Annotated in this window: 13 protein-coding genes; 8 read left to right on the top strand and 5 right to left on the bottom strand. The window is 72.4% G+C overall.

The window, feature by feature from the left end:
* The first annotated feature begins 265 nt into the window (after positions 1 to 265).
* Complete coding sequence (locus tag ETAA1_RS08005; RefSeq protein WP_145236064.1) at positions 266 to 3,376, top strand: tetratricopeptide repeat protein; 3,111 nt, start codon at positions 266 to 268, stop codon at positions 3,374 to 3,376.
* 3 nt (positions 3,377 to 3,379) lie between these two features.
* Here the strand turns inward: ETAA1_RS08005 and ETAA1_RS08000 are convergent, their stop codons facing one another.
* Complete coding sequence (locus tag ETAA1_RS08000; RefSeq protein ID WP_145236061.1) at positions 3,380 to 5,674, bottom strand: spermidine synthase; 2,295 nt, start codon at positions 5,672 to 5,674, stop codon at positions 3,380 to 3,382.
* A 94-nt stretch (positions 5,675 to 5,768) separates the two neighbouring features.
* Here ETAA1_RS08000 and ETAA1_RS07995 point away from each other — a divergent pair, with 94 nt between their 5' ends.
* Genes ETAA1_RS07995 through ETAA1_RS07985 form a run of 3 tightly spaced genes read left to right on the top strand, consistent with a single transcriptional unit; the run spans position 5,769 to position 8,116 of the window.
* Positions 5,769 to 6,164 carry a hypothetical protein gene (locus ETAA1_RS07995; protein WP_238389393.1) on the top strand — a complete coding sequence of 132 codons (396 nt, stop codon included), beginning with the start codon at positions 5,769 to 5,771 and terminating at the stop codon, positions 6,162 to 6,164.
* A gap of 9 nt (positions 6,165 to 6,173) precedes the next feature.
* Complete coding sequence (locus ETAA1_RS07990) at positions 6,174 to 7,241, top strand: alpha/beta hydrolase (RefSeq protein ID WP_145236058.1); 1,068 nt, start codon at positions 6,174 to 6,176, stop codon at positions 7,239 to 7,241.
* A 5-nt stretch (positions 7,242 to 7,246) separates the two neighbouring features.
* Positions 7,247 to 8,116: a ThuA domain-containing protein gene (locus tag ETAA1_RS07985; RefSeq protein ID WP_202920745.1), complete on the top strand. Its 870-nt coding sequence runs from the start codon at positions 7,247 to 7,249 to the stop codon at positions 8,114 to 8,116.
* Position 8,117: 1 nt separating this feature from the next.
* Here ETAA1_RS07985 and ETAA1_RS07980 read toward each other — a convergent pair whose 3' ends face one another.
* Entirely contained in the window at positions 8,118 to 9,137 is a 1,020-nt protein-coding gene (locus tag ETAA1_RS07980) for a hypothetical protein (protein ID WP_145236053.1), read from the bottom strand.
* 137 nt (positions 9,138 to 9,274) lie between these two features.
* Here ETAA1_RS07980 and ETAA1_RS07975 point away from each other — a divergent pair, with 137 nt between their 5' ends.
* On the top strand, positions 9,275 to 9,607 hold the full coding sequence (locus tag ETAA1_RS07975; protein ID WP_145236051.1) for a hypothetical protein: 333 nt from the start codon (positions 9,275 to 9,277) through the stop codon (positions 9,605 to 9,607).
* 9 nt (positions 9,608 to 9,616) lie between these two features.
* On the top strand, positions 9,617 to 9,910 hold the full coding sequence (locus ETAA1_RS07970) for a GIY-YIG nuclease family protein (protein WP_145236049.1): 294 nt from the start codon (positions 9,617 to 9,619) through the stop codon (positions 9,908 to 9,910).
* Here the strand turns inward: ETAA1_RS07970 and ETAA1_RS07965 are convergent.
* Positions 9,880 to 10,653 (bottom strand): sulfite exporter TauE/SafE family protein, encoded by a 774-nt coding sequence (locus ETAA1_RS07965; RefSeq protein WP_145236044.1) that lies wholly within the window; start codon positions 10,651 to 10,653, stop codon positions 9,880 to 9,882. The two genes, ETAA1_RS07970 and ETAA1_RS07965, sit on opposite strands and share 31 nt — an antisense overlap.
* 55 nt (positions 10,654 to 10,708) lie before the next feature.
* Here ETAA1_RS07965 and ETAA1_RS07960 point away from each other — a divergent pair, with 55 nt between their 5' ends.
* Positions 10,709 to 11,665 (top strand): lysophospholipid acyltransferase family protein, encoded by a 957-nt coding sequence (locus tag ETAA1_RS07960; protein ID WP_145236041.1) that lies wholly within the window; start codon positions 10,709 to 10,711, stop codon positions 11,663 to 11,665.
* 8 nt (positions 11,666 to 11,673) lie between these two features.
* Here the strand turns inward: ETAA1_RS07960 and ETAA1_RS31655 are convergent, their stop codons facing one another.
* Both ETAA1_RS31655 and ETAA1_RS07950 read right to left on the bottom strand, forming a co-directional pair.
* Positions 11,674 to 12,297, bottom strand: a complete 624-nt coding sequence (locus ETAA1_RS31655; RefSeq protein WP_202920744.1) for a hypothetical protein — start codon at positions 12,295 to 12,297, stop codon at positions 11,674 to 11,676.
* Between the two features lie 68 nt (positions 12,298 to 12,365).
* Entirely contained in the window at positions 12,366 to 20,078 is a 7,713-nt protein-coding gene (locus tag ETAA1_RS07950; protein ID WP_202920743.1) for a Calx-beta domain-containing protein, read from the bottom strand.
* Between the two features lie 178 nt (positions 20,079 to 20,256).
* On the opposite strand from ETAA1_RS07950, the gene ETAA1_RS07945 reads away from it, so the two are divergent.
* Entirely contained in the window at positions 20,257 to 21,435 is a 1,179-nt protein-coding gene (locus ETAA1_RS07945; protein WP_145236035.1) for a Kelch repeat-containing protein, read from the top strand.
* Positions 21,436 to 21,441 lie beyond the last annotated feature (6 nt).

Below are 21,441 nucleotides of genomic sequence, written 5' to 3'. Positions count from 1 at the left end.
GAATCCCGTAGCTCAATGCCGATTTGACCAATGCGGACGCCCCCCAACTGCCCTCCCAAGGGCACGGGCAGTCCGGGGAGGATTGATTCTTCCGGCACCCCACGCACCGGGTTCCGGAAACATGTCATGCCATATTACAAACAATTAAGCGATTAATACGGACTCACCACTAGCCGCACGAGGCGGGGAGGAAGAACGTTCGCACGGCGCTTGAGGTGGCCAAAAGATCCTGGTACCCTCGAACAACTCTTCCGAGGGGTCCTCAATGCCCGACGAGCGAACGCGCGCCGCCACGCCCCACCGTAATCCCATCACGACCGGCGAATACGTCCCTGACGCCACCCCGGACGCCGGCAGCACAAGGCCGACCGGCCCGAATCTGCCCAATGTGGCTGGCGACCTGCCGGACATCCCCGGGTACGTGGTCACGCACGAACTCGCCCGCGGCGGCATGGGGCGGGTGCTCGCCGCGACCGACCTCGGGTTCGGCCGCAAGGTCGCGGTGAAGGTGCTCCTCCCTGGGTTCGACTCGGGGGAGGCGGCGGGGCGGTTCGTGCGCGAGGCGCGGATAACCGGCCGGCTGGCGCATCCGAGTATTCCGCCGGCGCACCAACTCGGTGAGCTCCCGGACGGCTCGCCGTTTCTGGCGATGAAACTCGTCCGCGGCCGCACGCTGTCGGCGCTCCTGGCCGACCGCCCGACGCCGGCGCACGACCTGCCGCGGTTCGTCGGCATCGTCGAGCAGGTGGCGCAGGCGGTCGGGTTCGCGCACTCGGAGGGCGTCGTCCACCGCGACCTGAAGCCCGCGAACGTGATGGTCGGCGCGTTCGGCGAGGTCCAGGTCATGGACTGGGGGCTGGCGTTCGAGACGGATGATGGCGGGAGAATGAAGGAGGAACCCGGCACGGTCGGGGATTCGTCCGCGACCGCCCGGGGCGCGGTAATGGGCACGCCGGCGTACATGGCGCCGGAGCAGGCCAGGGGCGAGGCGGTGGGTGTGGCGGCGGACGTGTTCGCACTGGGCGGCATCCTCTGCGAGGTACTGACGGGTTCGCGGCCGTTCCGCGGAAAGTCGGGGGCGGAGGTGGTGGAGAAGGCCGCGGCCGGGGATGTGTCGGACGCCTACGCCCGGCTCGACGCCTGCGGGGCCGACGCCGAGTTGATCGACGTGGCGCGGCGCTGCCTGAGCCCGGCCGCTGACGACCGCCCGGCAGACGGGACGGCGGTGGCATGTCTGGTGGCGGCGTACCGGTCGGGGGTGGAGGAGCGGTTGCGGACGGCCGAGCGCGAGCGGGCCGCGGCGCAGGCGAGGGCGGAGGAGGAGGCGAACACCCGCCGCGAGGCGGAGGCGCGGGTGACCGAGCAGCGGCGGCGGAAGCGCGTGCAGTTGTGGCTGGCGGCGGCGGCGGTGCTGCTGGTGGCCGGCGCCGGCGGCGTGGCGGTGTGGCGCGTGGACGAGAACGGGAAGAAACGGATCGAGGCGGCGCGACTGGAAGGTGAGGAGCAGGAGCGGACGACCCGCAACTCGGACGCGGTGAAGGATCTACTGGATCGGACCGAGGCGGAACTGAATCTCGAAAGTGCAGCCCGAGCTGCCCCCCTGCTAGACCAGGCGACTCGTCGGACCACCGACGGCGCGGTGACCGCCCACGCCGACCGGCTGGCCGCCTACACCCGCGACCTGGCGATGCTCCAGGCCCTGGATCGGGTGAACGACTACCGTTTACAGCCGTGGAACGCGAGAGATCTGCCGCCACCCGAGCGGGTGGCGGAGAAGTGGACGGCGGTGTTCGCGGGGTACGGAATCCTCCCGGGTACCACCCCGCCGGCCGAGGCCGCCGGGCGCATCAACGGCTCGCCCATCCGATCGGCGCTTGTGGCGGGTCTGGACATGTGGCTGACCGCGTCGCGGCTCGAGGCAGTCCGCAACCTGTTGGCTGTGGTCGATACAGACCCTTTCCGGGACGAGGTGCGGCAAGCACTCACGACCGGTTCCACTACGGGGCTGGTCGCGCTGGCCGGGCGCCCCGACTGGGCGAAACAGCCGTCGGGGCTGTTGATGGCCTATAGTGGCTCGCAGGGGGTTCCGGTCGCCACCGCCCGAGCATTCCTGGTCCAACTTCTGGTGGTGCGCCGGACCGACTTTTCTCTCCTCATGCAACTCGGGGGAACGTATCCGATCCACGCCGAAGAGGTGGACGGCGAGCGAGTCCGGTGTTACCAGGCCGCGGTGGCACTCCGTCCCGGAAACAGCGCCGCGCTCAACCAGCTGGGGAATGTCCTCCGCAGGCGGAAGGACCTGGACGGGGCGGCGGCGGCATTCCGGGAGGCCATTCGCCTCAGCCCCAACTATGCCCCCCCGCACAGCAATCTGGGAAGCACGATTCTCGACCGAAAAAACCTCACCAGTCGGGATCTGGACGAGGCGATGGAACACTTCCGAGAAGCCATCCGACTGGACCCCACATTCGCCCACCCACACGCTGGGTTAGGAACTATTCTCGTCGAAAGGAAGGACACGGATGGGGCGGTGGTGGAATACCGCGAGGCCATCCGCCTCGACCCCAAGTTGGCCTACCCACACAACAGACTCGGCCTGATCCTGGCGAGTAAGGGTGACGGGGACGGGGCGGCGGCGGAGCACCGAGAGGCCATCCGCCTCGACCCCAAGGACGCGCGCCCGCACAACGACTTGGGTGTCTTGCTCCGGCAGCGGAAGGACCTGGCCGGGGCGGCGGCGTGCTACCGGGAGGCCATCCGCCTCGACCCCACGCTCGCCTACCCGCATCACAACTTGGGTAACGTGCTCCGCGAGCGGAAGGACCTGGCCGGGGCTGCGGCGTGCTACCGGGAGGCCATCCGCCTCGCACCTGGGGACCCCGACACACACAACGAGTTGGGGACCGTGCTCCGCGATCAGAAAAACCTGGCCGGGGCGGCGGCGTGCTACCGTGAGGCCATCCGCCTCGACCCCACACTCCCCCACCAACATTACAACTTGGGTCTCGTGCTCAGTGAGCGGAAGGACCTGGCCGGAGCTGCGGCAGCGTACCGCGAGGCCATTCGTCTCGATCCCAAGAACGCCAGCGCGCACAACAATCTGGGCGTGATCTACGAGGACCTTCTGATCTTGGATCACGCCGAGTCCGCATACCGGGAGGCCGTGCGGCTGACCCCTCGAAACGCCAACGCGCACGCGAACCTTGGTGACGTGCTCCGGAGGCAAGGCCGTCACGCCGAGGCCGCGACCGCCTACCGCGCCGCGCTCGCGATCCAGCCGACGTTCGGCGGAGTTTGGGCCGACCTCTATTACTGCGAGCGGGTGGTCCGTGGCGAAGTGCCGACCGCGCCACCGCCGCGGGCCGTCGGGCAGTAGCGGTCAGTTGTCCGCGTCGTCGCGCTTCCAGACGCCGAGGACGTTGGCGAAGTCGTCGCGCCACACGGGGCCGGGGCCGGCCCGCACCGGGTGCCACAGCGGGCCGCGGCCCATCGGCCCCAGGTCGGCTGCAGTCCGCGCCAGCACCATCCACTGCGACGCCGTCTTGCCGTCCGCCTTCTCCGCGTCCGACGGGTGGTCGTCCCAGTACCGCGCCGCCAGGGGCGGGTCGTGGTCCGCGGCCAGCCGGTCCACCAGCGGCGGCAGGTCCAGGTGCACGTTCGACACGTGCATCGCCAGCACCCCGCCCGGGGCCAGCTTCCGGACGTACAGCGCCAGCGCCTCCCGCGTCAACAGATGCACCGGGATCGCGTCAGAGCTGAACGCGTCCAGCAGGATCACGTCGAAGGAGCCGTCCGGGGCGCGGGCCAGCATCCGCCGGGCGTCGCCCAGCACCACGTCGCAGCTCGCCGCCTTGCAGCTGGAGAGGAAGCGGAAGTACGCCGGGTCTTCGGCGATGCGCTTCACCGACGGGTCGATCTCGTAGAAGGTCCACGCCTGGCCCGGCCTCGCGTAGGCGGCGACGGCCCCGGTGCCGAGGCCGACCACGGCCACGCGCTTCACCCGCTCCGGCGGCACGGCGCGGAACAGGTGCCCGACCGGGCCGCGCTCGTGGTAGTACGTCATCGGCCGGGGCGGGCCGGGCTCGTCGGTCCGCTGCTGGCCGTGCAGCGTCGTGCCGTGGACGAGCCGCACAAAGGCGCCGTCCGGCGAGCGCGTCACGCGGACGACGCCGAAGAAGTTCCGCTCCATGTGCAGGGTGTGGCCGAGCTGGCCGGGGTCGAGCGAGCCGGCGACCAGCAGTGCGGTGAGCGCCAGGGCGTACCGCGCCGGCCGGCGGACGAGCGCGAACGCCAGCACCGCGGGGAGGCCGAACATCAGCCCGTTGCGGAGCAGCCGCGCCGGCAGCGCCTCGGGCGAGTCGAGTTCCGCGGGCAGGTTCGCCAGCTGCGGCACGAGCTTCACCAGCGCCACGGCCGCGACCAGCAGGCCGAGCACGAGGGCCACGTCGCGCGGCTTCAGGAACGGGGCGGCGTCGCGGCCGGCTCCGGGGCGGACGAGCGCGGCCAGGACCAGCGCCAGCGGGTACTCCACCATGCCGAGGCGGTGGAACAGCAGTGGGGCAACGAGGGCGTTGAACAGCCCGCCGACGACGCCGCCGAGCGACATCCAGAAGTAAAAGCGGGTCAGTTCGCGGGCCGGCGGCCGGTCCTTCGCCAGCTCGCCGTGGCACACCAGGCACACGCCGAAGAACGCCAGCAGGTGCAGCGCGGAGACGAGGCTCATCGGCTCGGCGGCGTCGGTGACCAGCCCGAGGACGACGAACAGCACGAGCGCCGGGGTGACGCGGCCGACGGCCCGGTGGACGCGGTCGGGCCAGCGGGCAAACACGAGAACGAAGCTAACGAGGTACAGCGCCAGCGGCACCACCCACAGCAGCGGCACCGGCGCCAGGTCGGTGCTGACGTGGGTGGTGACGCCGAGCAGAAGGCTGGAGGGGAGTGCGGCGAGGGCCACCCAGCGGGCGATGACGGATGACGAAGGCCGAATGGCGAATGACCGATCACCAGCGGGTGGCTCGGGGTTCGTCATTCGGCCTTCGTCATCCGTCATCGCCCGGCGCCGGATCACGACCGCGGCACAGCACACAACCAGCACCAGGTAGCCGCCCACGCCGACGGCCCAGCCGACGCGCTGCGTGGCGACGGTCACGTTCGGCTCGATCAGCAGCGGGTACGCGAGCAGGCCGAGGAGGCTGCCGGCGTTGCTCGCGGCGTACAGGAAGTACGGGTCGTGCGCGGTGCGGTGGCCGGTCGCGGCGAACCACCGCTGCAACAGCGGCGACGTGGTCGCCAGCACGAAGAACGGCACGCCCACGGCCGCGGCCAGCAGCGCCAGCGCGCCGACGATGGGGTAGTCGGCGTCGTCGGGGACGAGGGACGCGAATACCGGCACCGGCGAGCCCGCGGCCACGACCGCGGCCTGGAAGGCGACCAGCACGAGCAGCAGCACGCCGAGGTGGAGCGCGGCCTGCCGGCGGACGCCGAGGCGGGTGACGGACTTGTGCGCGTACAGGTACCCGGCCAGCAGCAGCACCTGGAAGAACACCATGCAGGCGTTCCAGACGGCAGGCGTGCCGCCGACGAGTGGGAGGAGGAGCTTTCCGGCGAGCGGCTGGACGAGGAACAGCAGCGCCGCCCCGACGAACAGTGTGACCGCGTACAGGGCGGGGAGCAAGACTCCCTCCGGTCGAATGACCTGTGACCTATGACCCGCCAATCCCCGAGGGATACAACTTCCCCGTGCCGTGGTCGTTCCCCGGGAGGCGTCAGTGTACGACCTGCCGTTCCCGCTGCTCATGCTCGCCGGCTACACGCTCACCGTCGCCGTCGAGACGGCCGTGTTGCTCGTCGGGCTGTCGCGGCGGCACCCGGTCCGCGCCTGGCTGTTCGCCGGGGCGTGGCTCACCGCCTGCACCTACCCCGTCGTCTGGCTCGTCCTGCCGCCGCTGTTCGATTCGCGCCTCGCCTACCTCGTCGTCGCCGAGGTGTTCGCCCCCGCCGCCGAGTGCGTCCTCTTCTACCTCGCTTTCCTCCAGGGGCGTGCGCCCGAAACCCGGGCGACCGGCCGCGACCTGGCCGCGATCGTCGTCGCCAACGTGGCGTCGTTCGGCGTCGGCGAAATCATCTACGCCTTCGTCGTTGACCCCGCGGCGGCGGCGGGATAGCCTCGCCCCATGCGTACCTTCTCGCTCCTCGCCGTCGCCCTGCTGGCGCCGCTCGTCCCCGCCCAGGACCGACCGCCGCTCGCGCCGGCCGACGCGAAGAAGGCGTTCCTCAAGCTCCTCGACCGGCCGCGCGTCCCGCCCGACCCGAAGCTCGACGGCCCGGCGGCGACGGCGAACGGTCTCACGTACCAGGCGTGGTCGTTCGCCAGCGAGGCGAAGGCCGACGGGACGACCGAGCGCGTCCCCGTGCTGACCGTGCGGCCCGAGAAGGTTCCGGGGAACATGCCGGCGGTGATCGTCCTGCACGGCACCGGCGGCACCAAGGAGGGGGTCGCGTCGTGGCTCGAAGAGTTCGCCCGCAAGGGGGTCGTGGGTGTGGCCATCGACGCCCGCTACCACGGGGCCCGCAGCGGCGGCGCGAAGGGCTCGGCGGCCTACGTCGCGGCGATCACGAAGGCGTGGCAGACGCCCGCCGGCCGGCCGCACGAGCACCCGATCTACTACGACACGGTGTGGGACCTGTGGCGGCTCGTGGACGTGATCCGGGCCGGGCCCGCGGTCGACGCCGACCGCGTCGGCATGCTCGGCATCTCGATGGGCGGCATCCAGACGTGGCTGGCCGCGTCGGTGGACGACCGGGTGGCCGTGGCCGCGCCGCTGATCGGCGTCCAGAGCTTCCGGTGGAGTCTGGACAACGACCGCTGGCAGGGTCGTGCCCGCTCCGTCCAGGCGGCGCACGACGCGGCCGCGAGGGACCTCGGCGAGCCGGCCGTGAACCGCCGCGTGTGCCGTGAGCTGTGGGGCAAGGTGATCCCCGGCGTCACCACCGACTTCGACTGCCCGAACCTGATCCGCCTGTTCGCGCCGCGGCCGCTGTTCGTGGCCAACGGCGCGGACGACCCGAACTGCCCGGTCGAGGGCGCCCGGCTGGCCGTGGCCGCGGCGCGAGACGAGTACGCGAAGGCCGGCGCCGCCGACCGGTTCGACGCGCGGATCGCCGACGGCGTGGCCCACCAGGTGACGGCCGAGCACCGGGCGGCGGCGATCGCGTTCTGTGTGAAATGGCTCACGAGGTAATTCCGATGCGTCCTCTCCTGCTCCTGGCCGTACTCGCCGCCGCCGCCCCCGCCGCGGACCCGCCGCTCCCCAACGGCCACAAGCTCGAACAGCAGCCCACCGACCCGAACGCCACGAAGATCGTGCTGGTCGGCGGGTCGAACTACTTCAAGGCCGGCGAACACGACTACCTCGCCGGCGTCGCGGTGCTCGCCGACCTGCTCAAGCAAACGCCCGGCGTCGCGCCGGTGCTCGCCGCCGACTGGCCGACAAGGAGCGAGACGTTCGCCGGGGCCAAGGCCGTCGTCCTGCTCGTGGACGGCGGGGCGAAGCACGCCGTGCTGAAGGGGAACCGCGCCGCCGAGGTGCAGAAACTCGTGGACGCCGGCGTCGGGCTGGTGCAACTGCACCAGGTCGCCGACTACCCGAAGGACATGGGCGAGCGGGCGCGGGCGTGGGCCGGCGGGTCGTGGGAGGCCGGCACCGGCCAGCGGGCGCACTGGGTCCACGAGTTCAAGACGTTCCCGGACCACCCCGTCTGCCGCGGCGTCACGCCGTTCAAGATCGACGACGGCTGGCTGTTCAAGAACCGCTTTGTGGACGGCAAGACGGGCGTGACACCGATCCTGCGGACGGTGAACCCGAAGGGGAAGGATGACGTCGCCGCCGACGGCGCGGTCGTGGCGTGGGCCTACGACCGGCCGGGCGGCGCGGGGCGGTCGTTCACGTTCACCGGCGCGCACCTGCACGCCAGCTTCGCGGCGGAGGGCTACCGCCGGCTGCTGGTGAACGCGATCCTGTGGAGCGCCGGCCGCGACGTGCCGGCGGGCGGGGCTCCGGTGAAGCTGGACGCGGCGGCGCTGCCGGGCTACCTGACGCCGCCGCCGAAGAAGTGATTCAGTCCGCCGCCCCGGCGGGCGCGAACGAGTCCAGGAAGCGGGTCGCGTGCTCGTCCCGCGCGGACACCCGGCGGCCCTGCACGGTCAGCAGGTACACCCGGCCGTTCGACCGGAGCACGCGCACGACCCGCCGTTCGTTGCCCGGAATTTCCCACTGCCGGTGCGGCGTCGTGACCCCCTCGACGGTCTGCGCCGCGGTCACGGCCGCGTCCGGGTGCGCGTCCTTGAGCGCCTGACCGACGGCGGCGAACCACGCGGCGTCGCCGGCCTGGGGGTCGTGGTCCGGCCCCGCGGCGACGAGGAACACGTCCGTGCGGGTGCTCTTCTTCGCGGTCAGCTGGTAGCCGGTGAGTTGCTTGAGCGCCGGAACCGGGCCGACCGGGCCGGGCGGCAGCCGGGTGGGGTGGCCGGGCAGCTCGACCGTGTAGCTGTCGTCGTCGGGGACGAAGAGTTGCCACTCGGTCTCGCCGAGCTTGGTCTGGAACCACTCGGCCCAGTCGCGCTTCATGAAGTAGAGGAACAGCCCGGTGAGGAACGCCAGCCCGACCAGGGTGAGCACGCCCTTGATCCGCGTCGCCGCCGTCCAGTCCACGGTGTAGGCCACGGCCAGGCACAGGACCGCCGCGGCGACGGCGAGCGACACCGGCGTGGCGAGCGTCAGCGCCGACGGGTTGCCGACCGCGACCGGGCCGATGAGCCACAGCATCGGGATGGTCAGCGGCAGTAGCGCGAGGCCGATGATGACCGAGAACGGCACGCCGTCGGCCGGCGGCGCGTGGTCCGTGACTTCCACCGGGGGCCGGCGCCGCCGCGGCTGCGGGGGCGCGACCGGCATCGCCCGGACCGGCCGCGAAGGCGGCGGGGGTGGGGCGGGTGCGGGTGCAGGACTCACGGGCTCGGGGACGGGGTCGGCGAGGAACGGGTTGTGGCAGCGCGGGCAAACGACGAGGAGGCCGACGGCCTCGTGCCCGACCCGCGCCAGCCCGCCGCACCCGGTACACCGCACCACGACCGCCATGCGCCCGCCCCCTGGGTTCCCCCATCTTAGCAGCCGAATTCGCCCCGGGATAGCACGCGCAAGCCGACCGGCGGAGCTCGTTCCTCGAATGAGCCGCCCGCACCACACGCCGCGAGCCGCCCTTACCGGAATCCCGCATGTTCCCCGAATTCGCCACCCCCGCCCGGCCGATGCATCCTGGGGTCGTCACGTTCGTCGGCACCGACGGCGTGGAACGGGCCGAGCCGGCCGACCGCCTGCCGGAGTGGCTGGCCTACGCCCCGGACGCCGACGGGCGGGCCGTGCCGGTCGTGCGGGTGGTGCGGCTGAAGACCGACCGCGGCACCGGCTTCCGCAGCTACGCCGCCGACGGCCGCCTCCTGTGGGTCGGCCTGACGGTGACGACGCCGCCGGCCGAGTTCGTGACGACGCCGCGGCCGGCGGCGCCTCGTGTGGCAGAGCGCGAGCCGGTCGCCGCGGGTTGGTTCTGAGGGTGGGTGATGCCCCGGGCGCCGCGGCCGAAGTGGTGGGTGTACGTGCTGCGGTGCGCGGACGGGTCGCTGTACACGGGCATCAGCACCGACCCGGACCGCCGCCTGACGCAGCACAACGCGGGGACGGCGTCGAAGTACACGCGGAGCCGGCGGCCGGTGGTGCTGGTGTTTCGTGAGCGGCGCCGCGGCCACTCGGACGCGCTGAAGCGCGAGCTGGCGCTGAAGGCGCTGCCGCGGCGGGCGAAGCTGGAGTTGGTGGGTGCGCCCGCTCACGACGACCCGTACTGCCGAGCGAAGTAGAACGCCGACAGCCCGAAGCCAATCACGATGACCGCGTACCGGACGTAGGCCGCCGGCAGCCGGCGGGCCACCCGCGCACCGGCATAGCCACCCAGCACCGCCGACAGCACCATCGGCGCCGCCAGCGGCCAGTTCACCAGCCCCGCCGCGACGAACACCACCACGGTCGCCCCGTTGATGACCGCCGCCAGGAACGTCTTCATCGCATTCATCCGGTGGATGTCGCCGACGCCCATGAACCCCAGCGTCGTCAGCATCAGGATGCCGATGCCGGCCCCGAAGTAGCCGCCGTACACCGCGATCAGGAACTGACACCCCACCAGCACCCACTGCCGCAGCCGGCCGGGCTCCTCCTCCGACTGGTGCAACTTCAGCCACCGCGCCACCGGCGCCTGCACCACGAACAGGAGCGCCGCCGTCAGGATCAGCCACGGCACCAGCGCGTCGAACGCCGTCTCGTTCAGCTGCACCAGCCACGCCCCGATGGCGCCGCCCACCAAACTCGGCACGAACATCCGCACCAGGAACCGCCGGCTCGGCGCCAGCTCGGCCCGGTAGCCGACCGAACCCGCGATCGACCCCGGCATCAGCGCCACCGTGCTGGTCGCGTTCGCCACCGCCGGCGACACGAACAGCGTTAGCGCCGGGAAGGTGAGGAGCGTGCCGCCGCCGGCGACCGAGTTCAGCGCCCCGGCCAGGAACGCGGCCGCGGCCAGGATGGCGGTAGTTCCCACATCGTTCATCGGGTCATGATACCGGCGCTGACACGCCCCCGGCCGCGGGGGTAACATCGGCCGCATGGCCAAGAAGCCGCGCAACCCCCGCGTCGAATACCTCGTCTACCTGGCCGTGCGGCTGGCGGTGATGGTCGTCCACGCGCTGCCACCGCCGCTGGCGTTGAAGCTGGCCGACGGCCTCGCCTGGCTCGCCTACCACGTTGACAAGCGGCACCGGCTCGTCGCCGCGGAGAACATCGCCCACGCCTTCCCGCTCCTTACCCCGGCTGCCGTGGACGAGCGCGTCCGCGCCACTTATCGGCACTTCGCCCGGGTCGCCGTGGAGATGGTGCTGCTGCCGCGGAAGTTGCACGTCACGTCGTGGCGGCGGTACCTCAACCTGTACCCGTGGACGCCGGCCCTCGCGACCGTGCTGTCCGACCGGCCGGCGCTCGTGGTCACCGCCCACTTCGGCAACTGGGAGCTGGCCGGGTGGATGATCGGCCTCACCGGGCTGAAGACGTACGCCATCGCCCGGGTGCTCGACAACCCGCACCTGGAGCGGTTCCTCAAGCGGCTCCGGCAGGGCACCGGCCAGACGATCATCGCCAAGAAAGACGACTTCGACCGGCTCCAGGACGTGATGAAGGCGGGCGGAAAGCTGGCGACGCTGGCCGACCAGGACGCCGGCCCGCGCGGGCTGTTCGTGAACTTCTTCGGCCGCCCGGCCAGCACCCACAAGGCGGTCGCGCTGATGGCGCTGGAGTTCGACGCGCCGCTGGCGGTGATCGGCGTGCCGCGGGTGCCGGCGCCGCCGGGAACCCCCGGCGGCGGGGCGCTGATGTACTACGAAGTGGTAGCCGAGGACGTGATCGACCCGCGCGACTACGCCGGCCGGCCGGACGCGGTGCGGGCCATCACCGAGCGGTACACCGCGGCCGTGGAGCGGCTGATCCGCCGCCACCCGGAGCAGTACTTCTGGCTGCACCGCCGGTGGAAGACGACGCCGGCGGTGCGGAAGGCGAAGGCCGCGGCGTAGCCCGCGCCCTACTTCCGGCGGGCGAACCAGACGCCCAGCGCGACGACCGCCAGCCCCGCCGCGACCCCGGCAACGACCTGACCCGGCGGCCACGCCGACACCTCGGGGCCGGCGTCCTGGCCTGCCGGCGCCGGCGCCTCCTTCGCGGTGAACTTCACCCCGGCCTTGTCGTCGCGGGACACGGTGACGACGTTCTGCACCTTGGTCCGGGGGTCGCTATCCTTCAGGTCGCGGCTCGTGCCGCGCGTCTCGAACACGACCACGCCGGCGGGCAGTTCCTCCTTGTTCTGCCGCGACAGCAGCTTCGCCAGCTTCTCCTTCGACCCGAGTTCGTCCATCACCTTCGTCGGCACCGCGACGACGCCGGTGCGCACGGACGGCGACGAACTACTTGCCACGGCGGTGCTGGCGTCCGTCTTGAGCTTGAGTTCATCGCCGACGGTTTCCTGCCCGCCGAGCCCGAGCCGCTGGAAGGGGTAGAACTTGTACCCCGGCAGCTCTGCGTCGAGCTTCAGGACGAACTCGCAGGGGACGCGCTTGAACCCCTTGTTGGGCGGCGGCGGCGGGATGTCGGCGGCCGCGGGGAGGGCCAGGCCGGCGACCACGGCAAGCGCACAGGCGGAGCGAAGCACGGCGCACCCCCTCGTAATGTGAACGGAACAATCCGGCGCATCGAGTCGATCCAAGACCCGAGCCTGCGTCACCCCACGTACACGCCACCCGCCAACACGGCGCCGCCGAACGGCTCCAGGTCGAGGAAGTCGCCCGGCTCGCCGCCGCCGCCGAACCCGGTGCCGGCGTACACCCGCACCCGCGCCGCCGACCGCTCACCGCTCCCCACCACCACGTCCGCCCGGTCGTCGCCGTCGGCGTCCTTCACCGCCACCCGCACGCCGCCGCGGTCGGCCGCGTTCCCCGCCACGAAGAAGTTCCCCACCGGCGCCGCCTGCGACTCGTCCACCCGGCCGGCGCTCACCAGCCGGCCCGACAGCACAAACACCCGTGGGGCGCCGCCCGGACCGCCCCCGAACGCCAGGTCGGCGAAGCCGTCGCCGTCCACGTCGCCGGCCGCCACGAACACGCCGTTGCGCAGGTTCGTGGCGTCCGTGCCGGGGAAGGCGAAGAAGTCGTTCACGAGCCGTGCGGGCGTGCCCGTCAGCGTCGCGCCGTCATACACGGCCACCCGCGGGCCGCCGCCGAATCCGGCCGCCACCACCAGGTCCGGGAGGCCGTCGCCGTCCAAGTCGCCGAAGGTCACACGGGCGCCGCCGCGGTAGGCAGCGTCGTCGATGCCGAAGAAGTCGGCCACCGTGCCCTTTTCGCCGTACACCGTGACGCGGCCGCCGCCGCCGGTGTCGGGCGACACCGCGATCTCGGCCTTGCCGTCGCCGTCGATGTCGGCCGCAGCCACAAACAGGCCGCCGGTAAAACTGTCCTCGAACGGCAGGATCGTCCGCACCGCGGCCCCCGTCGCGCCGTCGAGCACGACGACCCGGCTGCGCACGCCCGGCCCGGTGGCGGCGATGACGTCGGCGACGCCGTCGCCGGTCACGTCGGCCGTGACGACGCGGGCCGACGCGCCGGCGAACGGCGACATCGTGCCGGCGTCCTGGCCGTCGCCGCGGAACGCCGCCACGGTGCCGCCGTCGCCCGAGCCGACGCCGATCAGCCCGACCTCGTCCTGGTGTGTCGGCAGGTCGTCGTCGCGATACCGGAGCAAGTGGACGGTGAACGTGCGGGCCGCGGAGGTGCCGCCCGCGTCGTCGTGCAGCCGAACGGTGACGACGGCGGAGCCGAAGCCGCTGCCCGGCGTGTACGTGAGCGTGCCAGTGGCCGGGTCGATGGCAGGCTGCACCGCGAACAGCGTCGGGTTGTCGGCGGTCACCTCAAACGTGAGGCGCTGGCCGGCCTCGTCGGGCGGGCCGGCGCTGATGGCGCTCGCCCACCCGGGCACCACCTGCGGGCCGGCGCGGCGCGGGTCGGTCTGGCTCGGGCTGGCGGCGAACGTCGGCGCGTCGTTCACGGCCGCCACCCGTAGCTCGACCACCGCCGGCGCCGACACCTCGCCCGCCGGGTTGCGCACGCGGTAGCTGAAGCCGACGGTCCCGTGGACGTTCGCGGCCGGGGCGAAGGTGAACGTGCCGTCGGCGGTCAGCGTCAGTACCCCGCTGCCGGGCGCGGTGCCGACCAGTTCGACGACCGAGCCGGGCTGGGCGTTCGCGGCCGCCAGCAGGCTCGTCGGCGTCGTGAACACGACATCCTCGGTCAGGTCGAAGCCGGCGGCCGCGGCCTCCGGCAGGTCGTCGTCGGCGATTGTCACGACGACCGGGCTGCCGGCCGCGCCACCGTTCGCCACGGTGCCGATGGCCAGCGTCACCGTCTCGTCTGGCTCGTCGGCGGTGTCGGTAGAGGCGGTGATCGTGACAGTCGCGGTCAGTTGCCCGGCCGGGATGGTGACACTCGCCGGCGGCGCCGCGTAGTCGGTGCTCGTGGCCGTCCCGCCGAGCGCGAACGTGACCGTTACGGGCAGGTACGACGGGTTCGACAGCGTGACCGCGACCGTGGCGCTGCCGCCGAACTCGCCGACGGAGCCGCCGCCGGACAGCGTCGCCGTCGGCTCGGCGTCGTCGTTGAGGACGGTGCCGGTGCCGGTCCCCGTGGCGATCACGGCGTTCGATACGCCGCTCAGGTCTAGCGTCAGCGTCTCGTCCGGCTCGAACGTGGCGTCGCTGGTCGTGGCGACGGTCACGGTCTTCGTCGTCTCGCCGGGGGCGAACGTGAGCGTACCGGATGCCGCGGCGTAGTCGGCGGCGGTCGCGGTGCCGTCCGCGGTGGCGTAGCTCACCGTGACCGCCTGCCCGCTGACGGCCGACAGCGACACCGTGAACGCCAGCCCGCCGCCCTCCGCGACTGACGCCGCGTTGACACTCAGCGTCGGCAGCGGGTCATCGTTGAGGATCGTGCCGGTGCCGGCCGCGGCCGTGATGATGGCGTTCGTCGCGCCGCTCAGGCTCACCGCGAACGTCTCGTCGGTCTCGTTCCGCAGGTCGCCGGCGGCGGTCACGGTGAACGTCCGCGTCGTGACGCCCGGCGCGAACGTGAGCGTGCCCGATGTCGCGGCGTAGTCGCCGTCGGCGACGGTGGCGGTGCCGTCGGCGGTGGCGTAGCCGACGGACACGGTGCGGCCGCTGACCGCGGACAGCGTCACCGTGAAGGTGAAGGCCGTGCCGCCGCCGTCGCCCTCCGCCAGTGACACCGAATCGACACTCAGCGCCGGCAGCGGGTCGTCGTCGAGCAGCGTCGAGGTGCCGGTGCCGGCCGCGACCGTGGCATTCGTCGCGCCGCCGAGGCCGATCGTGAACGTCTCGTCGTCCTCGTTGCGGGCGTCACCGGCGGCCTGCACCGTCACCGTCTTCGTCGTCTCGCCGGGGGCGAACGTCAGCGTGCCGCCTGCGGCCGTGTAGTCGCCGTCGGCCGCGGCCGCGGTGCCGTCGGCGGTGGAGTAGGAAACCGTCACCGTCCGCCCGCTCACGGCCGAGAGCGTGACGGTGAAGGCGACCGCAGTCGCCCCGCCGGTCCCCTCCGCGAGTGACACCGAGTTGACACTCAGCGCCGGCACCGGGTCGTCGTCCGCGACAGTGACCGCCGCGGACGGCACCCCGAGGGTCGCGTTCGTCGGCGCGGCCAGGGTTACGCCGATCGTCTCGTCGGCCTCGTTCCGCGCGTCGGGCGTGACGGCCACGGCGAACGTGCGCGTCGTCACGCCCGGCGCGAACGTGATCGTGCCTGATGTTGCGGCGTAGTCGCCGTCGGCGACGGTGGCGGTGCCGTCGGCGGTCGCGTAGCCCACCGTCACCGTCTGCCCGCTGACCGCGGACAGCGTCACGGTGACGGTGACGGTCGTGGTGCCGCCGGTGCCCTCGGCCTGCGACACCGCGCTGACACTCAGCGCCGGGAGCGGATCGTCGTTGGCGACGGTGCCGGTCCCGGTCGGGGTCGTGACGGTGCCGTTCGTCGCGCCGCTCAGCAGCACCGCGAACGTCTCGTCGGCCTCGTTCCGGGGGTCGCCGGCGGCCTGCACCGTCAGCGCCCTCGTCGTCTCGCCCGGCGCGAACGTGAGCGTGCCGCCCGCGAAGGTGTAGTCGCCGTCGACGGTAGTCGCGGTGCCGTTCGCGGTGACGTAGTTGACGGACACGGTGCGGCCGCTCGCCGCCGACAGCGTGACCGTGAACGTGAACGGGGTGGCGCCGCTGTTGCCCTCCTCGCGCGTCACCGAGTCGATCGACAGCCCCGGCAGCGGGTCGTCGTCGAGGATGGTGCCGGCGGCCGTGGCCGTGGCGATCGTCGCGTTCACGGCCCCGGCCAGGCCCAGGGTGAACGTCTCGTCGGGCTCGTCGAGCGCGTCGCCGGTCAGCAGCACCGTCACCAGCTTGCTCGTCTCGCCAGGCGCGAACGTCAGCGTGCCGGCCGCCGCGGCGTAGTCGACGCCGGCGGTCGCGGTGCCGTCGGCCGTGGCGTAGGTCACCGTCACCGGCTTCCCGCTGGGCGCCGACAGCGACACCGTGAACACCAGCGGCGTGGTCCCGCTGCTCCCCTCCGCCGCCGACACCGAGTTGATCGACACACCCGGCGCCGCGTCGTCGTCCGTGATCGTGCCGGTGCCGGTCCCCGTGGCGATGGTCGCGTTCGTCGCCCCGCTCAGGCCGAGCGTGAACGTCTCGTCGTCCTCGTCGAGCGCGTCTGCCGTCACGAGCACCGTCACTGTCTTCGCCGTCTCGCCGGGCGCGAACGTCAGCGTGCCGGACGCCGCGGCGTAATCGCCCCCGGCGGTCGCCGTGCCGTCGGCGGTCGCGTAGTTCACGCTCACCGCCCGGCCGCTCGCCGCGGACAGCGTCACCGTGAACACGTACGCCGTCGTGCCGCTGTCGCCCTCCGCCTGCGTCACGCCGGTGATCGACAGGCTCGGCGTCGGGTCGTCGTCGGTGATCGTGGCGACGGCCTGGCCGTCGGCGGTGGTCGCGTTCGTCGGCGTGCCGAGGTTCAGCACGAACGTCTCGTCCGCCTCGTCCAGCGGGTCGTTCAGCACGGCCACGCTCACCGTCTTCGTCGTCTCGCCGGGCGCGAACGTCAGCGTGCCGCCGGCCGCGGTGTAGTCGGCGCCGGCGGTCGCGGTCCCGTCGGCGGTCGCGTACGGCACCAGAATCGTGTCCGGCGAGGGGCCCGACAGCGTCACCGTGACCACCGCCGGCCCGCCGGCTTCGCCCACCGTCACGTCCGACACCGACACCGACGGGGTGGTCACCGTCACCCACGAGTCCGAGGCGTCCGCGGCCATCGTGTTCTGCGCCGCGTCCTGGACGCCGGAGCCGGCCGCGGTCAGCGCCAGCACGTAGGTGCCCGGCGCGGCCGTCAGGCCGGACAGGTTGCCGAGCGTCCACGTCACGGTGTCACTGGTGGTGAGCGTCTGCGAGCCGGTCAGCAGGTTGGCGCCGCCGTCGCGCGTCAGGCTCAGGTCCGCCAGGTCGAATCCGGTCACGGCCTCGGCGAACACGATCGTCACCGACGGCACCGCCGTAGCACGCGGGTCGGGCGTCACGTCGGTCACGTCCGCGGTCGGCGGCGAGGTGTCGGCGACGGCGGCGAAGTCGCGGCCGTGGTACGTCGCACCCGCCACCGCGGTCAGCGGCAGGCCGGCGACGCCGAGCGTGGTGCGGTAGCCGGCCTGCCGCTCGACGCGGACGGCCGTCGCGCCCGCGGCGAGCCCGGTCAGCACGTAGTTGCCGAGCGCGTCGGCCAGGGCGTTAACCTCGCCGCCGTCCAGGGCACCGTTGCCGTTGCGGTCGTCGAACACCCGCCAGCCGGCCATCACCGGCTCGCCGCCGTCGCGGACGCCGTTCCCGTTCAGGTCGTTCACCATCTGGCCGTACACGGCGTTCTGCCGGACGGTGCCGAAGTTCAGGCCGGTGACCGACGCGCCGGCCGCGATGGTCTGCGTGTGCGCGCCGCCGGCCGGGCCGGTGGCCGACCACCCGGCCGGGGTGGTGGTGCGAACCGCGTACGTCCCGGCCGCCAGCGCGCCGAAGCCGTAGGCGCCGGCCGCGGTCGTGGTGGTGGCCTGCTCGCCGGTGGTCAGCGTCAGCGTCCAGTTCGCCAGGGTGCCGAGGTCCGCCGGCCCCAGGTCGCGCACGCGTAGCGACCAGCCGCCGTTCGGCGACCCGCCGGTGAGTGCGGACAGCGGGGTCTCCGGCCGGAACGACCCGGTGAACGGGGCCGCCCCCGAACCGATGGCCGTCGCCGCGGCGTCGTCGAACACGGTGGCGGTGAAGTTGTCCCCGTTCCCGCCCCGGTTGCTGACGAGCGTCACCGTGGTGCCCGTCGGACCGGTCAGGTCGATCACCAGGTCGGAAATGTAGGGGTGGGTGACGCTAACCGTCACCGTCACCCTGGTCACCACCCCCGCGACCCCGCTGACGGTGCGGGTGTTCGTCACGCCGGTGGCGTTGTTGTCCGGGATCGCCAGGTTGATCGCCCCCGAGGCGAACGGTGTGGTGGCGAGCGTCGCGTCGTAGCCGCCGTTCGCGTTCGCGTCGAGGTACACCTGCCGGCCGGCGACGCCGGGGTCGTTCGCGTCGGCGGCCGCGTTCCCGGCCCAGTCCTCGAACACCCGCCCGGCCAGCGACGGCTCGGCCCCGAACTCGACCACGTAGTCGTCGCCGCCGGTGCCGTTGGCGTTGCCGTCGAGCGCCGTGCCGAACGGGTCGCGGAGTTGGCCGGCACCGGCGAACGCCGTCAGCCGGTAGCGGTCCGCCGGGAGGGTGGCCCCGCCCGGCTGCGTGAGCCGCAGTTCGTTGGTGCCCATCCGGTAGGCCGCGCCGCCGTTGATCTGTACCGGGATCAACACGTCGTCGGCGGTGCCGAAGGTGTCGTCCGGGCCGTTGCCGCGCAGCTCGAAGTTGGCCGCCGTCACCGACGCCGGGAGGAGCCGCCGCGGCACCGTCACGGTGACGGCCTGAACGGCGGTCGGCGCGCCGGCCAGGGTGAAGTTGGTGAACACCGGGGCGGCGAGGGTTTGCGTCAGCGCCCGGAAGGCGTTCACCCGCCCGGTGCCGAGGGTGCCAGCGACGTTCCCGGCGACGGCGTTGACGGTGTCGGTGGTGCCGAGCATCTGGGCGGCGACCTGGTCCCGCGTCCACGTCGGGTTCGCCGACCAGATCAGCGCCGCGACCCCGGCGGCGTGCGGCGTGGACATGCTCGTGCCGCTGTACACCTCGTAGTTGACGCCCGTACCGTTGGTGTTCGTGGTGGTGGACAGGATCGACGACCCGTGCCCGGCGAGGTCCACGTAGGAGCCGTAGTTGCTGAAGCTGCTGCGGGCGTCGTTCTGGTCGAGGCTGGCGACGAACAACGGCTGCTGGAAGACGCCGCGCGGCGCGTCCAGCTCGCCGTTGTTGCCGGCCGACAGCATCAGCAGCACGCCGGCGTCGTAGGCGTAGTCGAGCGCGGCCACCACGGCCGGGTCGGGCACGCCGGCGCCGCTCACCCAGAAGTCGAAGTTGTAGCTCGAGTTGACGACCCGCACGCCGTTGTCGGCCGCGTAGGTGTACGCGGCGGCGACCCGGGCGGCGGTCCAGCCGTTGGTGCCGTCCCACCGCAGGCCGACGAGCCGGACGCCCGACCCGGCCGTGTTGTCACCCCCGGCCGTGCCGGCGACGCCGACGCCGTTGTTCGACCGGGCCGCGATGATGCCCCCGACGTGCGTGCCGTGGCTGTCGTCCCCGGCCGGCAGCGGGTTGTTGTCGCTGGCGTTGAAGTCCCACCCGCGGACGTCGTCGATGAACCCGTTGCCGTCGTCGTCAACGCCGTTGCCCGCGGTCTCGCCGGGGTTCACCCAGACGTTCGCGGCGAGGTCCGGGTGGTTGTACCCCAGCCCGTCGTCGGTCACGCCGACGAGGATGGTCGAGCTCCCCTTGGTGATGTCCCAGGCGAGGTTCGTCTGCGACTTGGTGTGGAAGTACTGCCCGGCGGCTGCATACGACGGGTCATTCGGCGTCCAGTCCGGGCCGGCCCCCGGGGCGACGACGTAGTTCGGCTGCGCCCACGCGGTCCAGCTCTGGGCGGCGAGCAGTTCGACCGTCTGTTGCGGGTCGGCCCCGCCGGCGAGTTGAACTTCGACCAGCGACACCCCGTCGGCGGTGGTGAGAATGACCTGGCTGTCGGCGGCGTCGATGCGGCCGTTGACGAGGGCGAAGCCGGCGAGCTGGCCGAGCGGGTCGGCCCCGCGGACGCCGACGAGGACTTCGGTGGACGTGAACGGGCGGGCGTCGAGCGGCGTCGTTCCGGCGCTGGCGTCGGGGGCGGTGCGGTCTTCGAGGGCTTCGACGGCCAGTCGCTTGCGGGTACGCGGGGTACGCATGCGCGGAATTCCGTGACGCGAGAACGAACGAACCCCGCCGGTGCGAGTCCGGCGGCGGGGCAGGCTGGGAGACGGATGGGAGTTCCGCTGATGGTATGACGCCCGCCCGCCGGTCGCAAGACCACGCGGCGTCAGTACTTCGCCGCCCTGCGGCCCCGGGCGCACTAACCTGAATTCCATGCTCCTCCCCCTCGCACTCGCCGCCGCGGCCGCCGGGCAGCCGCCCTTCCCTCCCAAGCCCGCCGTCGCCGCGGCGCTCGCCGACCTGCGGCCGAACCACGCCGTTCTCCTCGGCAAGGCCGACGTCGTCGGCGACTTCAACGACACCGCCCGCAAGTACGACCTGCACAAGACCGGCCCCCGCGGCCGCGACTTCACCAACAAGATGTGCTGGGCGCCGGACCGGAAGCGCGCCCTGTTCTGCGGCGCCAACCACGCCGTGCCGCACCGCCTCAATGACGTGTGGGAGTTCGACCTGCCGTCGCTCACGTGGTCGATGCTGTACGCCCCGGACCTGCCGCGCGGGTACACCGACCTCGGCAAGGACACGTCCGACGTCGAGTTCAAGGACGGCGTCTTGGTGACGAAGCGCGGCGGCCCGGCGGTGATCGCGCACACCTGGTGGGGGCTCACCTACGACCCGCGGCGGCGCGAGCTGCTGTTCATGAACACGTGGGTGACCGACCAGAAGAAGGCCGTCCGCGACCTCGGCGGCGACCCGGCCGCGCTCTACGCCGGCCCGCCGCTGTGGGCGTTCAACCCCGCGGCCCGCACGTGGCGGCCGTTCCGCAGCCCGCGGCCGTACCCGGTGCCGATCTTCGGCGGGATGCTGGAGTACGTTCCCGAGCTCGGCGGCAGCGTGTGGCACGCGAACAACTGGCAGACGCGCGGCAGCTGGGTCCACGACTTCGAGAAGGACACGTGGACGGATTTGAAGGCGAACGGCGGCGGCAAGGCGTTCGAGGCCGAGGCGCCGGAGCCCGAGCAGGTCGGCTACTACGACCCGGGCCGCAAGCTGCTGGTCGTCCACCGCCACCACACGACGCACCACTACGACGTGAAGGCGAACGCGTGGCGGAAGGTGCTGGCCGGCGACAAGGACGACGGCAAGACGCCCTACGGCCACGACGCCCGCGCGGTGTTCTACCACGACCCGGCGAGCGGCCACGGCCTGCTCGTGCAGTTCCAGACGAACACCGTCTGGGCCTACGACCCGGACCGGGTGACGTGGACGAAGCTGACCCCGCAGGGCGACCCGATGCCGACCGGCGGCAAGCGGCTCGGGTACGTCGACCCGGTACTCAACGCACTGGTCGTGATCGACGGCACCACGGTGTGGGCGTACCGCTACCGCTGACATCGC

The sequence above is a fragment of the Urbifossiella limnaea genome (genome assembly GCF_007747215.1).
Taxonomy (GTDB): Bacteria; Planctomycetota; Planctomycetia; order Gemmatales; family Gemmataceae; genus Urbifossiella; species Urbifossiella limnaea.
Note: the sequence above shows the minus strand (reverse complement) of the source record. Positions and strands in the feature narration are given on the sequence as shown.